The sequence below is a fragment of the Mucisphaera sp. genome, assembly GCF_965279675.1.
GTDB lineage: Bacteria > Planctomycetota > Phycisphaerae > Phycisphaerales > Phycisphaeraceae > Mucisphaera.
This window is the reverse complement of sequence record NZ_CBDIIJ010000002.1, coordinates 817,893-836,510: the sequence shown is the minus strand read 5'-3', so window position 1 is coordinate 836,510 and position 18,618 is coordinate 817,893. Positions and strand designations below refer to the sequence as shown.

Annotated in this window: 16 protein-coding genes; 11 read left to right on the top strand and 5 right to left on the bottom strand. The window is 62.8% G+C overall.

What is annotated here, in order from left to right; translation table 11 throughout:
* Window position 1: 1 nt before the first annotated feature.
* From ACQZAB_RS03755 to ACQZAB_RS03745, 3 genes are read left to right on the top strand one after another with little or no spacing between them, the layout of a single operon-like run.
* Window positions 2-490 (top strand): hypothetical protein, encoded by a 489-nt coding sequence (locus ACQZAB_RS03755; RefSeq protein WP_428387202.1) that lies wholly within the window; start codon window positions 2-4, stop codon window positions 488-490.
* Window positions 491-511: 21 nt separating this feature from the next.
* Window positions 512-1,906, top strand: coding sequence for a dihydrolipoyl dehydrogenase (gene lpdA, locus ACQZAB_RS03750; RefSeq protein ID WP_428387200.1), 1,395 nt, complete (start codon window positions 512-514; stop codon window positions 1,904-1,906).
* Window positions 1,907-1,954: 48 nt separating this feature from the next.
* A complete protein-coding gene (locus ACQZAB_RS03745) occupies window positions 1,955-2,479 on the top strand; it encodes a hypothetical protein (protein WP_428387199.1) in 525 nt (174 codons plus the stop codon).
* Window positions 2,480-2,497: 18 nt separating this feature from the next.
* On the opposite strand, the gene ACQZAB_RS03740 is transcribed toward ACQZAB_RS03745, so the two are convergent.
* Entirely contained in the window at window positions 2,498-6,664 is a 4,167-nt protein-coding gene (locus tag ACQZAB_RS03740) for a protein kinase domain-containing protein (RefSeq protein ID WP_428387197.1), read from the bottom strand.
* Between the two features lie 131 nt (window positions 6,665-6,795).
* Entirely contained in the window at window positions 6,796-7,092 is a 297-nt protein-coding gene (locus ACQZAB_RS03735; protein ID WP_428387195.1) for a hypothetical protein, read from the bottom strand.
* A 420-nt stretch (window positions 7,093-7,512) separates the two neighbouring features.
* On the opposite strand from ACQZAB_RS03735, the gene ACQZAB_RS03730 reads away from it, so the two are divergent.
* Entirely contained in the window at window positions 7,513-8,640 is a 1,128-nt protein-coding gene (locus ACQZAB_RS03730) for an ABC transporter ATP-binding protein (protein WP_428387193.1), read from the top strand.
* Between the two features lie 30 nt (window positions 8,641-8,670).
* Here the strand turns inward: ACQZAB_RS03730 and ACQZAB_RS03725 are convergent, their stop codons facing one another.
* Both ACQZAB_RS03725 and ACQZAB_RS03720 read right to left on the bottom strand, forming a co-directional pair.
* Window positions 8,671-9,564, bottom strand: a complete 894-nt coding sequence (locus tag ACQZAB_RS03725) for a class I SAM-dependent methyltransferase (protein ID WP_428387191.1) — start codon at window positions 9,562-9,564, stop codon at window positions 8,671-8,673.
* A gap of 99 nt (window positions 9,565-9,663) precedes the next feature.
* Window positions 9,664-10,899, bottom strand: coding sequence for a M20 metallopeptidase family protein (locus ACQZAB_RS03720; protein ID WP_428387189.1), 1,236 nt, complete (start codon window positions 10,897-10,899; stop codon window positions 9,664-9,666).
* 86 nt (window positions 10,900-10,985) lie between these two features.
* On the opposite strand from ACQZAB_RS03720, the gene ACQZAB_RS03715 reads away from it, so the two are divergent.
* The 5 genes from ACQZAB_RS03715 to murB all read left to right on the top strand — a co-directional run bounded on the left by ACQZAB_RS03715 (window position 10,986) and on the right by murB (window position 13,991).
* Window positions 10,986-11,336, top strand: coding sequence for a hypothetical protein (locus tag ACQZAB_RS03715; RefSeq protein ID WP_428387188.1), 351 nt, complete (start codon window positions 10,986-10,988; stop codon window positions 11,334-11,336).
* A 154-nt stretch (window positions 11,337-11,490) separates the two neighbouring features.
* Complete coding sequence (locus tag ACQZAB_RS03710) at window positions 11,491-11,766, top strand: hypothetical protein (RefSeq protein ID WP_428387186.1); 276 nt, start codon at window positions 11,491-11,493, stop codon at window positions 11,764-11,766.
* Between the two features lie 29 nt (window positions 11,767-11,795).
* On the top strand, window positions 11,796-12,155 hold the full coding sequence (locus ACQZAB_RS03705; RefSeq protein ID WP_428387185.1) for a heavy-metal-associated domain-containing protein: 360 nt from the start codon (window positions 11,796-11,798) through the stop codon (window positions 12,153-12,155).
* 73 nt (window positions 12,156-12,228) lie between these two features.
* A complete protein-coding gene (locus ACQZAB_RS03700) occupies window positions 12,229-13,029 on the top strand; it encodes a hypothetical protein (protein WP_428387183.1) in 801 nt (266 codons plus the stop codon).
* A 14-nt stretch (window positions 13,030-13,043) separates the two neighbouring features.
* Window positions 13,044-13,991 carry a UDP-N-acetylmuramate dehydrogenase gene (gene murB, locus ACQZAB_RS03695; RefSeq protein ID WP_428387181.1) on the top strand — a complete coding sequence of 316 codons (948 nt, stop codon included), beginning with the start codon at window positions 13,044-13,046 and terminating at the stop codon, window positions 13,989-13,991.
* Here the strand turns inward: murB and ACQZAB_RS03690 are convergent.
* The gene (locus ACQZAB_RS03690; protein WP_428387180.1) at window positions 13,988-15,424 is read right to left on the bottom strand and encodes an esterase/lipase family protein; all 1,437 of its coding nucleotides are present in this window, start codon (window positions 15,422-15,424) and stop codon (window positions 13,988-13,990) included. The genes murB and ACQZAB_RS03690 overlap by 4 nt on opposite strands.
* 124 nt (window positions 15,425-15,548) lie before the next feature.
* On the opposite strand from ACQZAB_RS03690, the gene rpsU reads away from it, so the two are divergent.
* Together rpsU and ACQZAB_RS03680 are read left to right on the top strand one after the other, a co-directional pair.
* Window positions 15,549-15,752, top strand: coding sequence for a 30S ribosomal protein S21 (rpsU, locus tag ACQZAB_RS03685; RefSeq protein ID WP_428387178.1), 204 nt, complete (start codon window positions 15,549-15,551; stop codon window positions 15,750-15,752).
* A 251-nt stretch (window positions 15,753-16,003) separates the two neighbouring features.
* On the top strand, window positions 16,004-18,610 hold the full coding sequence (locus ACQZAB_RS03680) for a proton/sodium-translocating pyrophosphatase (protein ID WP_428387176.1): 2,607 nt from the start codon (window positions 16,004-16,006) through the stop codon (window positions 18,608-18,610).
* The last annotated feature ends 8 nt before the right edge of the window (window positions 18,611-18,618 follow it).

Genomic DNA, 18,618 nt, shown 5'->3' with positions numbered 1-18,618 from the left:
GGTGGGGGAGGAGCTGGCTGATTCAGGGGGCGATGCTGGTTGTGAGCGTGATGCTCATACCGTTGGTGTCACTTTGCGGAAGCGATTGTTGTCATACGTTCGGATGATCGTCTGTTTCTCGGCCGGGGCCGCTACACTTCCTTTGTATTGGTTTTTGGAAGAACCTATCAATAACGGACAAGTGCTTCAGCATCTCATCACTTTCCCGTTGGGTGTCATCTGTGGTTTGTGCTATTTCAAGCCTACCCGTTGGCTACTAGCCTTGGGCTTGTGGTACCTGGGATACATGTGCCTCTTAGTGGCAGTTTTAATTGATGCTGCGTATGAATTAGCTCTGATCATCATGATGCCTTTGGTTTTAGTGCAAGCGATTGGAGTTGGTTTCATCTGGGGCCTGTTCTGGTTTTTCCCGGGTGCCTTGTTGGGCGTGCTTGCGGTAGGCGGCGCTATGATGGTTGTTCGTAGATTTACGACTTCGAGCTGGTTTTAGGCGTGAATGGAGTTTGTTGTTATGTCAGACAAGAAGCATGATTTGCTGGTGATTGGTGCGGGGCCGGGTGGGTATGTGGCGGCGATTCGGGGGGCGCAGCTGGGGTTGGATGTGGCTTGTGTGGATGAGCATGAGGCGCTGGGGGGGACGTGCCTGCGGGTGGGGTGTATTCCTTCGAAGGCGCTGCTGGAATCGTCGGAGCAGTATGAGCAGGCGGCGCATCATCTGAAGGATCACGGGGTGTTGGCGTCGGAGGTGGGGTTTGATCTGGGGGTGATGATGGCTCGGAAGGACAAGGTGGTGGGGAACCTGACGAAGGGGATCGCGGGTTTGTTCAAGAAGAACAAGGTGACGCGTTATCACGGGCGGGGTGTGTTCAACGAGGATCGTTCGGTGTCGGTCAAGGGGGGCAAGGATGACGGGACGCGGGTCGAGGCGGAGCATGTGGTGATTGCGACGGGGTCGACGCCTGTGTCGTTGCCGGGGGTAGACCTGGAGCATCCGCGGATTGATACGTCGACGGAGTCGATTGCTTACGAGGAGGTGCCGGAGACGCTGGCGGTGATCGGTGCGGGGGCGATCGGTTTGGAGTTGGGGTCGGTGTGGCGTCGGCTGGGGGCGAAGGTGACGGTGATCGAGTATCTGGATCACATCCTCCCGGGGATGGATCGGGAGATCGCGGATGAGGCGCACAAGGTGTTCAAGAAGCAGGGGCTCGAGTTTGTGTTGGGGGCGCGGGTGAGTGGGGCGACGGGCAAGCCTCATAACGTGACGGTGGAGATCGAGGATCGGGACCCGATGACGTTTGATCGGGTGCTGGTGGCGGTGGGTCGGAAGGCGAACACGGCGGGTTTGGATCTGGAGGCGATCGGGGTGGAGGTGGATGAGCGGGGTCGGGTGAAGACGGATGCGCACTTCGAGACGAGTGTGGAGGGGGTGTATGCGATTGGGGACGTGATCGCGGGGCCGATGCTGGCTCACAAGGCGGAGGAGGAGGGGGTGGCTTGCGTGGAGCACATCGTGACGGGTGCTTCGCATATGGATTACAACGCGATTCCGGCGATTGTATATACGGAGCCGGAGATTGCTTCGGTGGGCAAGACGGAGCAGCAGCTGAAGGATGCGGGGGTTGACTACCGGAAGGGGGCTTTTCCGTTTCTGGGCAATGGTCGGGCGCAGGCGATTGCGGCGTCGGGCGGGAAGGTGAAGGTGCTGGCGGATGCGGCGACGGATCGGATTCTCGGGGTGCACATCATCGGTCGGTCGGCGGGCGATCTGATCGCGGAGGCGGCGGTGGCGATGACGATGCATGCTTCGGCGGAGGACCTGGCGCGGGCGCCTCATGCGCATCCGACGCTGGCGGAGACGCTGAAGGAGGCGGCGATGGGTGTGGATGGTCGGACGATCCACATCTGAGTTTGGTGGGTTGTCGGGGTGGTTGGTGGGATGGGTATACTGCTGGCTATGGAAGCAAGCACGCGTGAGCCGGGACGGACCCTTTTCTTTTCACTTCTCTTAGCGGTGGTGGTGGCTTTGCCATTGGGGCTGGCGGGTTGTGCGGGTGGGGCGGTGGGGAATGATCCGTTGCCGCGGCTGGTGCCTGAGGGTCCGATTCCGATCCTGCGGCGGACGAATGCGGAGGTGGGTGGTCCGGCGTCGGCGGGTTTGTACGTGATCACTTCGCAGCGGGGTTTGAACAATGCGGGTTTGCTGCGGCCGGATCAGTACGAGGTGGATTTTCAGACCGAGATGGTGCTGCTTTACGCGGTGGGTGACCAGCGGAAGCGGGGTTACTGGGCGATGATCCGATCGATCGATGCGCGTGATGGTCAGTATCGGGTGCGGGTTCGGTACAACACGCCTGGAGGTGTGCCGGCGGATGGTCGGTATCGGCCGTTTTCGATTGTTGTGATCCCGCGGAGCGATATCACGGAGGCTCGTCCGATTCTGCTGACGAGCAAGGGGGCTCCGACGCCTGTGGATTACTGAGTTGTGCGGTTGAGCGGTTTAGGGAGCGTCCCGCCAGAGGTTGTCGGGGAGGTCGGCTCCGAGGGGGAGTTCGGCGACGATGCGGAAGCCGAGTTGTTCGAGTCGTGAGGTGGGTGCTGGTGTTCGGCGGTCGCCTAGGCGGCTGTCGAGGACGGAGCAGGCCCACGACCCGCCTTTGACGATGGGCTGGCCGTCGTCGGCGGTGGCCCATTCGGCGACGTTGCCATGGATGTTGTAGAGGCCCCAGTCGTTGGCGGGGAAGGGTTCGACGCCTGTGCCGACTTCGGCGGTGAAGGTGTGTCCGTCTTCTTCTTCCCACTGGTAGCGGGCGGGGCCGTCGCCGGTGGGGATGCCGTTGACGGGTGAGAGTCCGGTGACGCGGTCGCCCCAGTGGAAGGGGGCGTCGGCGGGGGCGTCGGCTCGGGCGACGTATTCCCATTCGGCTTCGGTGGGGAGGCGGTAGGTGATGCCTTCGCGTTCGGAGAGCCAGCGGCAGAAGTCGGCGGCGTCTTTGGCGGAGACGAAGACGACGGGGTGGTTGTCGTTCTGGGTGAACGTGCGGCCGTCGGTGGCGATTTCGGTGGGGTTTTTCCAGGGCGGGGCATCGGCGATGGCCTGGTCGGCGTCGGGTCCGGTGAGTCCCTGATCGATGAGTCGGTCGCGGATGTATTCGGCGTATTGCCCGCGGGTGACTTCGAAGCGGCTGATGAGCAGGGGCTGATCGACGGTTCCGCTTCGGCGGAGTTCCTCGGGTCCGATGCCGAGAGAGGGGTCGGATCGTCGGGTGGCGTGTCCCATGACGACGGGCCCGCCTTGGACGGCGATGAAGGTCATGCCGGTGGTGTTGCGTTTGCCGGCGGCGAGTCGGGTGATGGCGGCTTCGTTGGCGGCGAGGTCGAGGGCGCTGTCGACGGCCAGCCAGCCAGCGATGGCCTGTTCGGTCAGTTGTTCGTAGGCGAGGACCTGCTCGGGGAGTTCGTTGATCCAGTTCTCGAAGTTGCTGTCGGTCGGTTCGGGGATGTTGGACTCGATGGCTGCGAGTCGTTGGCCGGCTTCTTCGTAGGTGTTGTTGGCCTGTGTGCGCTGTTCCCGGGCGAGTCTCCAGGTGGGTCCGGCGAAGTCGGCGAGGAAGTCGCCGGTTTCGTTGTAGGTCTGGTTGAGGTTTTCGACGGTGCGTTGGATGCGCTGGTTGAGTCGGGTCTGGGTGGTAGTGGCGGTCTGGGCCTGTTCCTGGATGAGGGTGATGGCGCGGCTGAGGTTTTCGAGGTGCTGGGCGAAGCTGATGGCTTGGGTGTAGTTGCGGGTGTCGGGGTGGATGGCCTGCTGAGCGGCGGTTTGGAGTTGGTTCGCGGTGGCGGTGAGTGCGGGGGCGACGGGGCTGGTTGGTTGCTGGTCTGTCCAGAGGCGGGTTGCCCGTGTCACGGCGTCGGTCGTGGTGGCTCGCTGCTCGATGGCCTGGGCGACTTGCGAGCGGGCATCCTTGAGGGCTTCGAGAGCGCTCAGGTAGTTCTGTTCGGCGTTGGCGTAGCTGGTTGCCCGCTGGGGGAGGGGCGTCTGGGGTGCGGTGGCTTTGTCGATGTTCTGTTGGGCTGCATCGATCAGCGACTGGGCCTCGCGGCCGGCTGAGGTGAAGGGGAGGAAGCCTTCGGGGTCGTCGATCTGATCGCGTGTCTGGTTGTAGTTCTGACGGGCCATGAGCGCGGTGCGGCGGGCCTCGGCGGCTGCGAGGATCTGGGTTTCGATGCCGGCGACAGCGTCGGGTCCGAGGAGGTTGGCGGCGAGGAGCAGCACGTTCTGGCCGTCGTCGTAGCGCTGCTCGGCGGCGAGTTGGATGGCCCGTTCGATGAGGGTGTTGGCGGTGTCTTCCGGGGGGTTGGCGGTGTTGGTCAGGGCGTGGTTGTCGGCGAAGGCGAGGGAGTCGCGGAGGGTGGTTTCGGCGGCGGTGAGGTTTTCGTTCTGGAGTTGGGCGGCGGCGCTGGCGAGCAACAGGTCGTAGGTGGCCTGGTTGAGGCGGAGGGTGCGTTGCTCTCGCCAGGCGGGAACCAGGCTGAGGGGGTGGTCAGAGATTGCGCGGGCGTTGTCGAGGGTGTTGAGTCCGACGGTTGGACCTTCGGATTGCCTGGCGATGGCGATGGCGTCATCGACCTGCTGGTCGATGGTTTGTTCGTAGACGTAGAGTCCAGCGGGAACTCCAGCACCGATGATGAGGAGGGTGGCGGCGACGAGGAGGTTGCGGCGGTTGCGTTTGCCCTGTCGGGCTTTCTGTTCCTGGCGAGCGTCGGTGGCGCGCTGAAGGCCTTCGAGCGACTCGGCGTCGTTGCGGAGGATGGTGAGGGCCTGGTTCCAACTGGCGATGGCGAGCTTGGGTTTGTCGTCGGCTTCGAGGCGTTTGGCTTCCTCGCGGTGAGGCGCGAGTTTGGCTTCGAGGGCTTCCCAGGCTTCGGCATCGATGTTGATGTTGCGGTCCCAGGCGTAGTCCTTCTTGAGGCTGCGGATGCCGGTGATGGCGGCGGCCATGCGGCCGGCCTTGCGGTCGGCGGCGGCTTCCTGGTAGCGGCGGCGGTGGTCTTCTTCCTGGGCTTTGATGGCGGCGCGGAGCTTGGGGGCGCTGGGATGTTCGGTATCGATCTGGACGAGTCGTGTCCAGGCTTTGGCGGCTTCGGGGTAGCGTTTCTGGTCGAGTGCTTGTTGGGTGGCTTTCTCGGCGGCCTCGATTTCGGTGCGGTGCAGGGCGTTCTGGATGCGTGATTTTGCGAGGCGGAGTTCTCGGCTGGCGGGCGCGATCTTCAGTGCTTCATCGACGGCGGTCGCTGCCTCGCGGTACTGCTTCGATTTGAAGGTCTGATCGACTCTGCTCTTGAGGCGGGCGATGCGGGTTTTGCGTTCGGCGGCGTCGGTTTCGATCTCTTCGAACTCGGCCTGGAGGTAGCTGGTCTCCATGCCGGTTTTGGCCCAGCTGGTGGCTTCGTCGTAGTCGGCCTGTTCGAGGTAGCCGCGGGCTTTGCGGAGGGCTTCTTCGGCGGCGTGGTATTTCTCGATGCTGATGCCGCAGGCGAGGCAGAACTTGGCGCCGACGCGGTTCTCGACCGAGCAGGAGGGGCACTCTTCGAACATGCCGGCGCCGCAGTTGTGGCAGAAGGCGGCGTCCATCTTGTTGTGGGCGTCGCAGTTCGGGCAGATGGTGGCGCTGGAGGTGGTGCCGGGGGTGTTGGTGCCTTCGAGGGTGGCGGGGGCGAGGACATCGATCTCGGCGATGAACTCGTCCATGGAGGCCTGGCGTTTGTCGGGGTCTCTTTGGAGGGCGCGTTCGAAGGCGGGCCGGACGTCGGTATCGAGTTCGTCGAAGTAGACGGTGTCGGGGAGCTCGCCGGTGATCATCTGGTAGGCGGTTTTGGCGAGGGCGAAGATATCGCTTCGGTGGTCGACGCGTTTGGAGTCGGTGCGCTGCTCGGGGGCCATGTAGGCGGGTGTGCCGATGCCCTGGCCGGTGAGGGAGAGGTCGAGGTGGTCGTCGCGTCGGGCGATGCCGAAGTCGACGATCTTGGGGGTGCCGTCTTCGTCGAGGATGATGTTGGAAGGTTTGATGTCGCGATGGACGATGCCCTTGCTGTGGGCGTAGGCGAGGCCTTTGGCGACGGGTTTGAGGACGGCGAGGGTCTGTTCGAGGGAGAACTTTTCCTGGCTGGCGATCTTCTTTTCGAGGTCGCCGCCTGGGAGGTACTCCATGACGATGTAGGGGCCCTGCTCGTCGGAGCCGAGTTCGTAGATGCTGACGATGTTGCGGTGGTTGAGTGCGGCAACGGATCGGGCTTCGCGGAAGAAGCGGTCGATACCGGTTCTTGAGCGGAGCGCCATGTCGTTGAGGCGCTTGATGGTGACTTCCCGCTGGAGGTGGATGTCGATGGCTTTGACGACGACGCCCATGCCGCCCTGGCCGATGGTGTCGGTGACTTTGTATTTGCCGGAGATGGTGGTGCCGACGAGGTTGTCGTTGGGGTTGGTTTCTTCTTCGGGGAGCATGCTGATATCGGGCATGCCCGGGAGTGCGTCGGCGGTTGGGGTGTCAGATGCGGGTGTGTGTGGGGGGCTGTCGGTGGTGGGTGTGGTGGAGGGATCGGCGGCTCGGGGACCGTCGGTCTGCGGGTTGGGCTGATCGGGTTTGGGTGTGTCGGGTCGTTCGGTCATGTGGATGTGTTCCCGCCCCTGTGGGGTGTCCAGGCGGTGTGGCCGTGGGCACTGGTGGGCAAACTCCCTCTGCTGTCAAGGTAGTTAGCGCAGGGGGGCGGGGCAAGGAATTAACAGGGGTGGCGTGAGGCTTACATCATACCTATGCGGATGATGCCGTCTGGGTCGGGTCCGTCCATCCAGGCGGAGGGTCGGGGGTCGATCCAGCCGCGTTTTGAGACTTCGACACGGATGCGGCGGCCGGCGGCGACGGTGGTTTCGATGGGCTTGTCGGGGCCTTCGTAGGCGACCCAGGGACCGGCATTGACGCGGACTCGGGCACCGGCGAGGGGTTCGCGGGTGAGTTGGGCTTCGACGTGGACGCGGATGGGGATGGTGCGATGGCTGGGGGTGATCGCAGAGATGGCCGCTTCGAACAGGTTGTACATCGCTTCTTCTCCCAAGGCAGGGAACACCCGACTCCACGGCTCATCACGTATCAGGCCTGAACGTGAGGTTTGGGAGGGCGGTCTCGTGAGGGTCTGGGGCGTGCGGGGGCTCCAGGCGGTCCTCGTGAGGGGTGCTCCGCTCTCTTTACGCGGCACAGGTGGTTATCCTGCGCTAGCTGCTCACATTATGGCACCCAGGTGCGGTGCTGGCCAGCATCCAAGCGTTCGTGCGTAAAAAATAAATCAAAATGATCCGTGTTCACTCTTTTGGTCTTTGAGGTCAGGTTATTGGGGTCTTTTCTGGTAGACTTTGCGTCTCGGGCGTGACCCGTATCGCGTTTCTTTCGCTCGCAGGGCGGTTTTCGCCCGAGCATCAGGATTCACCCTCCCGGTGGCTGCCGGATCAGAGAGGATTGTTCCGTGGCTGAAGTTGTGCTGACTCAGGTCGAGAAGGTTTATCCGGGTGGGTTCAAGGCGGTGAAGGGGATCGATCTGCATATCAACGATGCGGAGTTCATCGTGCTGGTGGGGCCGTCGGGGTGTGGGAAGTCGACGACCCTGCGGATGGTGGCGGGGCTGGAGGAGATCACGGGCGGGACGATCGCGATCGGGGATCGGGTGGTGAATGATGTACCGCCTAAGGATAGGGATATCGCGATGGTGTTTCAGAACTATGCGTTGTATCCGCACATGAGTGTTTACAAGAACATGGCCTTTGGTCTGAAGCTGCGGAAGTTCCCGAAGGCGGAGATTGATCGGCGGGTGCAGGACGCGGCGAAGATTCTGGGCATCGATCATCTGCTGGAGCGGAAGCCGAAGGCGCTGTCGGGTGGTCAGCGTCAGCGTGTGGCGGTGGGGCGCGCGATTGTTCGCGATCCCGCGTGCTTTTTGTTTGATGAGCCGCTTTCGAACCTGGACGCGAAGCTGCGGGTGGAGACGCGTGCGGAGCTTAAGCGGCTGCACAAGCGGCTGAACACGACGACGATCTACGTGACGCACGATCAGGAAGAGGCGATGACGCTTGGCGATCGTGTGGTGGTGATGTCGGATGGATTAATTCAGCAGTGCGATTCGCCGTTGGAGGTTTACAACCATCCGGCGAATCGTTTTGTGGCGGGTTTTCTGGGTACGCCGCCTATGAACTTTATCGAGGGTGAGTTGTCGGAGGCGGACGGGGCGGTGGTCTTCGAGGGCGAGGGTCTGCGGTTCCCGCTGGACCCGGAGCAGGCGGATCGTTGTCGTGGGAAGGTGGGCCAGGCGATGGTGCTGGGGTTGCGGCCGGAGGGGATGTTCCTGCATCCGCATGACACGGCGAACAACGAGGCGCAGACCGGCAGGTTCAAGGTGGATGTGATTGAGCCCCTGGGCAACACGATGGATGTGTATTTATCGACGAGCACGGGCCTGCGGCTGACGGCACGGGTGGCGGCGGAGGTGCTGGAGGAAGGCGCGGATGTGACCTGCTACTTCAATCTGGAGAAGGCGCACGTGTTCGAGCCGGGTGAGTACGGGGTGAATCTGACGCTGCCGGAGATGGTGGGGGTTTGATCAGGCAGGTCTGGAGCTATCGCCCGATGATTAGCTCGCTTCATCGAGCCTGACGGCTTTGGCTTTAAGCAATGACGGGTTGCGTTGGTGGTTGTCGGCGTCGTTTTCGGGGCGGTGGGCGATGGCGATGGCGCTGAGACCGACGCCGAGGTTGAAGGTGTTTTCGATTTTTCGGTACCAGAAATGCAGGAAGCTGATGGCGGCTTTCTGGAGGGGGCCTTTGGCGTTTTCGGTTCGGATGTCGCCATCGAGTTCGCGGCGGAGGATGCGTTCGGCGATGAAGTAGGGGATGACGCCGATGGCGTTCCAGTAGCGGGTGTCGTCGACGATCATGCCGGCGCGTTCGACGCGGCGGCGGAGTCTTCCGGCGGAGTAGCGGCGGAAGTGGCCGTTGCGGACATCACGTTTGCCGAAGAGGCACTGGTAGGCGGGGACGAGGACGACGAGGCGGCCGCCCGGCTTGAGCGCGCGGCGGATCTTGTGGAGCTGTTCGATGTCGTCTTCGATGTGTTCGAGGACGTCGATGATGGTGATGCAGTCGAAGGTTTGGTTGAGCTGGTCGGCGATGGAGCCGTCGCCGGTGTGGATGGTCATCCGGTTGTCGCGGAGGCGTGCGGCTTCGGCGAGGTCGGGGTTGGGCTCGAGGCCGGTGACCTTCATGCCGAGGCGTGTCATGATCTGGGTGAGGACGCCTGATCCGCAGCCGATGTCGAGGACGGCGAGGTTGCGCCCCTGATTCGGCTGGTCCTGGATGACCATGGCGGCGATGAGGCGGTTGAGGTTGTAGTTGCGGAAATCGTTTCGTTGGGAGCCGAGGCCGGTGTAGAGGTCGGAGAGAAATTCGGAGGAGCCGGCGGTGTTGCCGCAGGCGATGTCGGGCGTGGGGGCCGGGGTGGCGATAGCGGCGGTGGAAGCTGGTTTCACGGTAGATTCCAGGGGCTTCGAGCCTGCGTGAGCGCTCGTCAGCGGTTTTTTCTGGGGCGGATGGTTACTTGGAGGATACCGTCTTGGCAGTTATCGGGTTTATCCGCCTCGGAGGCCCAGTTCGCAGAGGAGTTTCATGCTGACGGGGAGGGCGTGGTCGTTGAAATCGAATTCGGGGGTATGCAGGCCGGGGTAGGTGTCCTGGCCAGGGGGTCGGAGGCCGACGAAGGCGAAGCAGGCGGGGATGCGTTGGGCGTAGAAGGAGAAGTCTTCGGCGCCCATGACGGGGTCGTCGAGGAGGGCGACGTGGTCGGGGCCGAAGGCATCGGCGGCTGTATCGATGAGGGTTTGGGTGGCTTCGGGGTCGTTGATGGTGGGTGGGTAGCCGTCGACGGTGGTAAGAGAGGCGGTGCAGGCGTGGGCGGCGGCGGTGTGTTCGATGATCTGTTGCATCTTCAGGCGGATCTGGTCGCGGAGGTCGAGGTCGAAGGTGCGGACGGTGCCGTTGAGGGTGGCGGTGTGGGGGATGATGTTGACGGCCCCTTCGCCGGCGTGGAGGTTGGCGATGGTGAGGACGACGGGGGTGGTGGGTTTGGTGAAGCGCGAGGCGATCGTTTGAAGGTTTGATACGAGGTTGGCGGCGGCGGGAATGGGGTCGATGGTTTCGTGGGGGGCGGCGGCGTGGCCGCCCTGGCCGCGGAGTTCGATCTGGAAGCTGAGGGTGGCGGCCATCATGGGGCCGGGGAGGGTGCGGATCTGGCCGACATCGAGGCTGCTCCAGCCGTGAAGGCCGTAGATGCGTTCGACCGGGAGGTCGAGGGTGGTCTGGTCGAGGGCGCCGTCTTCGATCATGCGTTTGGCGCCGGCGCCGGCTTCCTCGGCGGGCTGGAAGATGAGCTTGATGGGTTTGGGCAGGGCCTCGGGGTGTTCGCGGGCGAGGCTGGCGAGGATCTCTGCGGCCCCGAGGAGGGCGGCGGTGTGGCCGTCGTGCCCGCAGGCGTGCATGAGGCCGGGGTTTTGGGAGGCGTAGGGGAGGTTGGTGTTTTCGGTGATGGGCAGGGCGTCGATATCGGCGCGGAGGGCGATGGCTTGGGCTTGGGGGTCGTGATGGTCGCAGCGGATGGCGGCGACGACGCCTGTTTCGGCGAGCCCGGCCTGGAAGGGGACGTTGGCGTCGGTCAGGTGCTGCTGGATGAGCTGGGAGGCGTAGGTTTCGGTGTAGGCAAGCTGGGGGTGGGCGTGGAGGTCGTGGCGGATGCTGGTGATCTCCGGAAGTAGGCGATCGATCTGTCCGGTGATTTGCGAATCGAGTTCTTGATGGGCCTTTTTGACCATGTGTGGTGGATCAGCCGGCGGCGGCTGGACTTTTGTGGCTCGCAGGAATAGAAAGCAGGCACAGGAAGTCGATACTTATATCACCTATGACCTTCGTTCTTGCACGCATCCTGATTGTGATTGGTCTGCTGGCTAGCGGCAGCGTGATTGCGTGTCCGCAGGTGCCTGCGGCGAAGGCGGCGGTTCAGGCCTGCTGCTGTGCCGTCAGCTGTGGATGTGCGGCGCCGTGTTCGGCTGAAGAGGCGCCGGCTCATCAGCCGGTGGATGATCAAGTGCCGGCGACGGTTCCGGTGGTTGAGACCGGGCTCGTCCCGCCTGTGTTGGTGACGGGGCGCGTTGGCTTTGGCGAATCGATGAACTGGCCGGGCATTACCGGTGATTCATGTCTTTCTCTGGCTGCGGTCTCGCGCAGCACTTTGGGTATCTGGCGGCATTAGTTTTCACTTCGGCGCGATCTTTGCGCGCTGAATCTATTGCTGACTGACCTCCTAACCCAGTTTCAGTTTTTTTTCTGGCCTTGCCTGATGCTGTTATCAGGTGGCTCAGACTTCCCTGTTTACTTTTTCATTTTTTCTTTGAGGAGTTGTTCTGATGAACACGATCACGACCCTGCTATCTGTTTCGGCTTTGGCTTTGATGCTCAGCTTTACCGCTGGCTGTAAGACCAACGGTGATTCGATGCTTCTTTCCAGCGAAGCGAAGTCTTGCTGCGGTTCCTGTGGTTCCTGCAGTGGTGGCGAAGCGAAGTCCTGCTGCGGTTCATGCGGCGGTGAGGCCAAAGCTGGCGGCGAGAAGGCGAAGTCCTGCTGTGGCTCTTGCGGTGGCGGAGCTCACACGCATAGCGACGGCACCACGCACTCTCACTGAGTGTTTGCGGTCCATGAAAGGAAAAACCCATGAAGCGGAGTTTTCTGCTTCTGAATCTGACGTTGGTCGTCGCGCTGCTTTCGGGATGTGCGGCGTTGTCGGGTTCTTCTGCTAAGAGCATGCCTGATGCGGCGGAGGCCGCTGAGGTTATCGATGCTCCGGAGTTTGTGCTTTATGCGCGTGGGCTGAGTTGCCCGCTTTGCTCGCACAACCTGGACAAGTCGATGCTTGAGGTGGAGGCGATCGAGTCGGTCGAGGTCAATCTGGCGGACGGTTCGGTGAAGGTTTGGCTGAAGCCGGGCCAGAGCGTAACCGTGGGTCAGTTGGCGGACGTGGTCGCGGGTAGCGGCTTCACGTTCGATCGGGTTGAGGTGCCGGGTGATTCCTGATGCCGGTTCATGCGGCCGCTGGGTGAAAGCCTGGCGGCCGTTTTATGCGTCGACTTGCTGCAGAGGATTGAACATGAAACGTGTGGTGCTAGCGAGTCTTGCGTTACTGATGGGCTTGCCTTGTTTGGTGTTTGCTCAGGAAGCGGCGTACATGCCGGCGGCGACGCAGCCGGGGATGGGTCGTCTGGTCGTGCGTGAGCGGGTGTTTGGGTACGCGCTCGAAGGCGATCGGGACCTGCTGCACAGCCACACCGATATCACGTATGGGTTGACGCCCGATTTGTCGGTGAACCTGCACGTGCCTGTTGTTTTTGAGTTTGATGAAGTGGGTGATGACGATCAGGGGATTTCCGATCTGCACATCATGGGCAAGTATCGGTTTCTGCTGGTGAACCCGGGGCCGGTGGACACGCTGCGGGCGTCGGTGTTGTTCGGGATTGACATCCCGACGTATGACGATGATATGTCGACGGATGCGTTCAACCCGATGCTGGGTGTGGTGGCGACGCGGATCGCGGGCCGACACGGGACGAACGCGGCGGTTCGGTACAAGCTGAATTATGACGGCCAGCCGGATCCGGACCTACCTGGGATGGGGCTAGCGGACACGCTCTGGACGGAGGGGTCGTATCTGTATCGGTTGACGCCTGAGCGTTACTCGGCGGAGACGACATCGAGTACGTACGCGGTGATCGAGGCGAGCCTGGTCTATGAGACGAATGGGGATGCTCATCTGTGGTTGGCGCCCGGCTTTTTGTATGAGGCTCAGACCTGGGCTTTGGGGGCGTCGGTGACGCTTCCGGCGTGGCAAGACCTGGATGAGCGTCCTGACCTGGAGGTGGGGTTTGCGATCGATCTGCGTTTTCTGTTTTAGGGCCGGGCGATTTGTTGGATAATCAGGGCATCGCCAGGACCCCCACGATCTCTGATGCTTTGTTTGAAGGGCTTGCGCTCGATGTCGAGCGTGATGCACCGATTGGTTCGCTGACCTGGTATCGGGTCGGCGGGTCGGCGGAGGCGCTGGTGGACCCGGAGGATGAGGCGTCGCTGGGGACGCTGCTTAGCCGGTGTGCTGAGTCGAGTGTGCCGGTGCGGGTGCTGGGCAGCGGGGCCAATCTGCTGGTGTCGGAAGCCGGGGTGCCGGGGGTGGTGATACGGTTGACGCACAAGTCGTTCCGGATGCTGCGGGGTTTGGAGGATCGGAGCGGTCGTCTGGTGGTGGGATCGGGGTACGACCTGATGCGTCTGGTGAACGAGACGGCGCGGGAGGGTTTGTCGGGGCTTGAGGGTTTGGCGGGTGTGCCGGCGACGGTGGGTGGGGCGATTCGGATGAATGCCGGCGGGGCGTATGGGCAGATCGCGGATGTGGTGCGTTCGGTGCGGGTGATGGATCTGGATGGGACGACAACCACGCTGGAGCGTGAGCAGATTCCTTTTGGCTATCGGCGGTCGGGCATCGAGCAGCCGCTGATTCTCGAAGCGGTGTTGCAGCTGGAGTGTGTGGGAGGTGAGGCCGTTTATCTGCGGAAGAAGGAGATCTTCGCGAAGAAGACGACCGAACAGCCGTTTGCCGATGCGACGGCGGGCTGTGCGTTTAAGAATCCGGTGGATGAAGCAGGTCGGCAGGTTGATTCGGCGGGTCGGCTGATCGATGCGTGCGGGCTCAAGGGGGCTCGTGTGGGAGGGGCTTATGTGTCGGAGGTGCACGCGAATTTCATCGCGGCGGGCGCGGGTGCGACGGCGGATGATGTGATCCAGCTCTTTCGTCAGGTGCAGGAGCGCGTGGAGGCGGCGACGGGGGTCCGGCTGGTGCGCGAGGTGGTGGTCTGGCCTTAACTACCCGGGACGGGCGGGTCGCTGGGTTGTTCGAGGAGCTTGTAGAGGACGTTGTCGGAGAAGGCTTTGCTCTTGGTGAGGCCGATGTGGTCGCTGAAGAGGAAGGTGACGCTGGTCCAGTCGATGGGGGAGCGGAGTTGGGGTGTCCAGTTGCCGTTGAGGCGTTCGTCCATCAGGGCTGAGGTGCGGAGAACGGTGGTGTCGCCCGGCGCTGTGCCGGTGATGTGGGTGCGGCCGGTTTCCTGGTTGATGGCGAGGATGGCTCCGGTTTCGCGGGAGTCGGCGGCGAAGAGGTGGAGTTCGAGGTGTTCGGGTCGGTTGGCGGGGATGTCGAGGGCTTCGTGGAACAGGCGGGCGCGGTGGAGGGCTTTGGCGGTGTGGTCGCGGGCGATGACCAGGCGGTGTTCTCGGGTCGTGGCGTTGGGCAGGAGTTGCTGGAGGATGTCGTCCTGATCGGGGTCGAGGAGGCTCCAGCCCATTTCTTCCCAGTAGTGGGCGTCGTAGATGCTGTTGATGGGCTGGCGGGTGGTTTCGTCGATGTAGCCGCCGTGGCGGGGTCGGGGCAGGAGCTGGTAGATGGCGGGCATGGTGCCGAGCAGGGCGGGTTCGTAGTCGGGCCAGAATATCGGGAGCTTGGCGCCTTCCTGGAGTTGGAGCATGGAATAGACCGAGCCGGCGCTGGGGGTAGCGACGAGGATGACCTGGTCGATGTGCTCGGCGCCGGCCCAGGTGACCTCGGGGGTGCTGCCATCTGTGGGGAGGTCGGCGCGGCCGTAGCGGAGGGCGTAGCGGGTGAGGAGGCCTCCCATCGAGTGGGCGACGATGTCGAATTTCACGTCGGCGTTTGCGATGCCGTAGTCCCGGAGGTAAGCGTCCTGGACGAGCTTTCGTTTCTCATCGATGAAGTCCAGGAGGGCGTGGGCGTTCTCGACGTTATCGCGTCGCCAGTCGTAGGCGAACTGGAAGCAGGTGAAGTGGTCGGTGCCGTAGTCGACGGTGCCGGCCTGGGCGAACTGTTCGTCGCGGTAGCCGCCGGCGCCGAGGGTTTCGAGGATCTGGACGTAGGCCCCGAGTTCGAAGGGGAGCCAGAAGATCGAGACGTTGACGGTGTCGAGGGCGCCATCGGGGACGAGTCGGGAGTGGAGCTGGTTGAGGGGTTTACCTTGTTCCATTGGCAGGGCGATGAGTCGGGCGCCTTCTGCGGAGGTGGGGCGGATGTACTCGTTGTCGAAGGCACCCCAGACGAGGCGGCCGGTCTGTGGGTCCTTGAGGCGAGAGCCGAGGATGCCCGGGATCACGATGACGGGGTTGCGGTCGGGTCCGTAGTGCTGGGCGGCGCGGTTGTAGATGGCGTCGAGTCGGGGGTTGTCTTTGGCGGCACAGCCGACGAGGGGGGTGAGGAGCAGGATCAGGGCGATCAGGGCTTGAGGCATGGTGGGACTCCGTCGCGTGTAGCCCCTGGCAGGCTGGCTTGATTCCGGGGACTGGTTGTGTCAGACTACACGGCTCGGAAATTTTGTCCCAGTTTTAGATGACCCCCTGACGAGGAACGCCCGCATGGCGATTCGTATCAAAGCACGCAACGGTGAGACCGCGGAGCAGATGCTCCGTCGCTTCAAGAAGCTCTGTGAAAAGGAAGGCCTGACCAAGGAGATCAAGCGGCGTGCTTACTACGAGAAGCCCAGCGAGCGTAAGCAGCGAGCGCTGCGTAAGTCCGTCAAGCGGAACGCTCCGGGCGGGCAGTCGAACAAGCGGCAATAAACTCCGCATTCACAGACACTTCTGTGTTTTTGTCTGTGAAGTCTGATCAAATCATCTTATCCACCCCAACCCTGCTGCCTCAGAATTGAGAAAAGCAGGGTTTTTTGTTGATCCTTTAACAAGACAAGTCGATCTGATGATATGATGACTAGTGATCTGAGCGAGTGCTCGGGTCTCACCCGCCTGGAGGCCTACGGGTCTCACCCCGCGGGATTCCTTCCTGCGGACCGTTCCTTATCGAGGATGTTGAGATGACTCTTTGGACCGCCCTGACGATTGCTGCGACCGATCCGGCTCTGGTTTCGGCTTCGCTGCCAGCTGCTTACTACCTCGCCCCTGCGGCGGGGGTTCTTGCGCTCCTGTTTGCCTGGCGTTTTTACGCGGGGATCATGGCTCAGAGCGAGGGCGATCCGGCGATGGTCAAGGTGGCGGCGGCGGTGCGTGCCGGTGCGTATGCCTACCTGGCTCAGCAGCGCAATGTCGTGATGATTGTGTTTGCGGCGTTGATCGTGCTGCTGGTGCTGATGTCGGCTTTTCTGGATACGCCTCAGTGGACGCCTCTGGGTGTCGCGGTGGCGGGTTTGTTCTCGGGGTTGTGTGGTTACTTCGGGATGAAGACGGCGACGAATGCTTCAGCGCGGACGGCGGCGGCGGCGCGTGAGTCGCTGAATCAGGGTTTGCAGGTGGCGTTTCGAGCCGGTGCGGTCATGGGTTTGTGTGTGACCGGGTTTGCGCTGATTGATATCGCGGTCTGGTTCGCGGTGCTCTACATGCTCTTTGGGGCTGAGGGTCCGATCGGGCTGGTCCATCTGACGACGATCACGCTGAGTTTCGCGATGGGGGCTTCGCTGCAGGCGCTGTTTGCCCGCGTGGGTGGGGGCATCTACACGAAGGCAGCGGATGTGGGTGCCGACCTCGTCGGCAAGGTTGAGGCGGGGATTCCTGAGGATGACGCGCGCAACCCGGCGACGATCGCGGACAACGTGGGCGACAACGTCGGCGATGTCGCGGGCATGGGCGCGGACCTTTACGAGAGCTATTACGGATCGATTCTGGCGGCGATGGCCTTGGCTTCGGCGGCAGCGATGCGGCTGGAGTTCAGTCTGGACGCGGCGCTCGCGCTGGTCGTGGCGGCTCCGGCGGTGGCGGGTCTTGGGATTGTGTGTTCGATCCTGGCGATCCACCTCGTGCGGGCGCGTGAGGGTGCCGGTTTTGCCGAGTTGCTGCGCTCGCTTCATGCGGGCGTGTTTGCCAGCTCTGCGATGATCGTGGTGGGGTCGCTGGGCGTGCTCTACTGGCTGCTTGGCGGGATCGAGCAGATCAGCGTGCTGGGTATCTGGGGTGCGATTGTTGCGGGTCTGGTCGCCGGTCTGGTGATCGCCCGTGGCACCGAGTTCTATACGTCCTACGAGCACAGCCCGACCCGTCGGATCAGCAAGCAGGCCGAGACCGGTCCGGCAACGGTGATCATCGCGGGCATCGCTGAAGGCATGACCTCGACGTGGGTCCCGCTACTGACGGTGGTGGTGGCGATCATGTCGGCCTTCACACTGGCCGGTGGGGGCGATGAGTTCCTGATGGGTGTGTTCGGGGTAGGGATTGCGGCGGTCGGGATGCTGGCAACGCTCGGTATCACCCTGGCGACGGATGCTTACGGGCCGATCGCGGACAACGCCGGCGGGAATGCGGAGATGACGCATCAGCCGCCTCATGTGCGTGAGCGGACCGATATGCTCGACAGCCTCGGGAACACGACGGCGGCGACGGGCAAAGGGTTTGCGATTGGTTCGGCGGCGCTGACGGCGCTGGCGTTGCTGGCGGCCTATGTCATTACGGTGCAGGCGTCGCTGACGCAGCAGGTGGTGGCGATGGAGGACGCCGGTCCGTTCACCAGCCTGATGGCCAGTGCCGATGGCACGATCCCGGAGGGGGTGCTCCGGCTGGAAGGCGACTATGTAGGCCACGGGCTGTTTCGGATCACCGACCCGGGTACCGGGTCGATCGATGCGGGTCTGTTGATGTCTCATCAGGATCGGAACCTGATCGAGCGGACGCTGGCGGCTGGTGATGCCGATCTGACCGTGCTGCAGCACGGGTCCAGGCGTTTTTACGATGCCCAGCTTCGGGTTGGAGCCGAGAGCTACAACTTCGAGGTGGTTCCGGCGGGCGCGGCCGACCTGACGCAGCTGCTCGAGTTCTATCAGGTGTCGCTGATGAACCCGCAGGTGCTTTGTGGGCTGTTCATCGGGGTGATGCTGGTGATGGTGTTCTGCGCGATGACGATGAACGCGGTGGGTCGCGCGGCCTACAGCATGATGCTGGAGTGTCGTCGGCAGTTCGTGATTATGAAGCAGGGCTTCGTAGCCAGCGGGATGACCGAGGCGCAGATCAGCGATCCCCGCCAGTGGCCGGACGAGACCCACGTCGATGGCAAGCAGTACCCGGATTATGCGAGCTGTGTCGCGATCTCCACGACCGGCGCGCTGCGTGAGATGGTGCTGCCGTCGATGCTCGCCGTGGTGGTTCCGATTCTCACGGGGTTGATCCTGGGTGTGCCCGGGACGATGGGCCTGCTGGCGGGCACGCTGGTCTGCGGCTTTGCGGTAGCGATCTTCATGGCGAACGCGGGCGGTGCCTGGGACAACGCCAAGAAATACATCGAGACCGGCGAGCAGGGCGGCAAGGGTTCTGCCGATCACAAAGCGACCGTGGTCGGCGACACAGTAGGCGATCCCTTCAAGGACACCTCTGGCCCGTCGCTAAACATCCTGATCAAGCTGGTTTCGATCGTTTCGGTGGTGTTTGCGGGCGTGATCGTGCGTTTCAGCCCGGAAATCGGTTCCTGGATCGGTCTGTAGCCGGCGGC

What these genes read in the sequence shown, in the direction of transcription:
- lpdA (WP_428387200.1), top strand. Translation starts at nt 512, where the DNA reads ATGTCAGACAAGAAGCATGATTTGCTGGTGATTGGTGCGGGGCCGGGT.
- ACQZAB_RS03745 (WP_428387199.1), top strand. Translation starts at nt 1,955, where the DNA reads ATGGAAGCAAGCACGCGTGAGCCGGGACGGACCCTTTTCTTTTCACTT.
- ACQZAB_RS03740 (WP_428387197.1), bottom strand. Translation starts at nt 6,664, where the DNA reads ATGACCGAACGACCCGACACACCCAAACCCGATCAGCCCAACCCGCAG.
- ACQZAB_RS03735 (WP_428387195.1), bottom strand. Translation starts at nt 7,092, where the DNA reads ATGTACAACCTGTTCGAAGCGGCCATCTCTGCGATCACCCCCAGCCAT.
- ACQZAB_RS03720 (WP_428387189.1), bottom strand. Translation starts at nt 10,899, where the DNA reads ATGGTCAAAAAGGCCCATCAAGAACTCGATTCGCAAATCACCGGACAG.
- ACQZAB_RS03715 (WP_428387188.1), top strand. Translation starts at nt 10,986, where the DNA reads ATGACCTTCGTTCTTGCACGCATCCTGATTGTGATTGGTCTGCTGGCT.
- ACQZAB_RS03710 (WP_428387186.1), top strand. Translation starts at nt 11,491, where the DNA reads ATGAACACGATCACGACCCTGCTATCTGTTTCGGCTTTGGCTTTGATG.
- ACQZAB_RS03705 (WP_428387185.1), top strand. Translation starts at nt 11,796, where the DNA reads ATGAAGCGGAGTTTTCTGCTTCTGAATCTGACGTTGGTCGTCGCGCTG.
- ACQZAB_RS03700 (WP_428387183.1), top strand. Translation starts at nt 12,229, where the DNA reads ATGAAACGTGTGGTGCTAGCGAGTCTTGCGTTACTGATGGGCTTGCCT.
- ACQZAB_RS03690 (WP_428387180.1), bottom strand. Translation starts at nt 15,424, where the DNA reads ATGCCTCAAGCCCTGATCGCCCTGATCCTGCTCCTCACCCCCCTCGTC.
- rpsU (WP_428387178.1), top strand. Translation starts at nt 15,549, where the DNA reads ATGGCGATTCGTATCAAAGCACGCAACGGTGAGACCGCGGAGCAGATG.
- ACQZAB_RS03680 (WP_428387176.1), top strand. Translation starts at nt 16,004, where the DNA reads ATGACTCTTTGGACCGCCCTGACGATTGCTGCGACCGATCCGGCTCTG.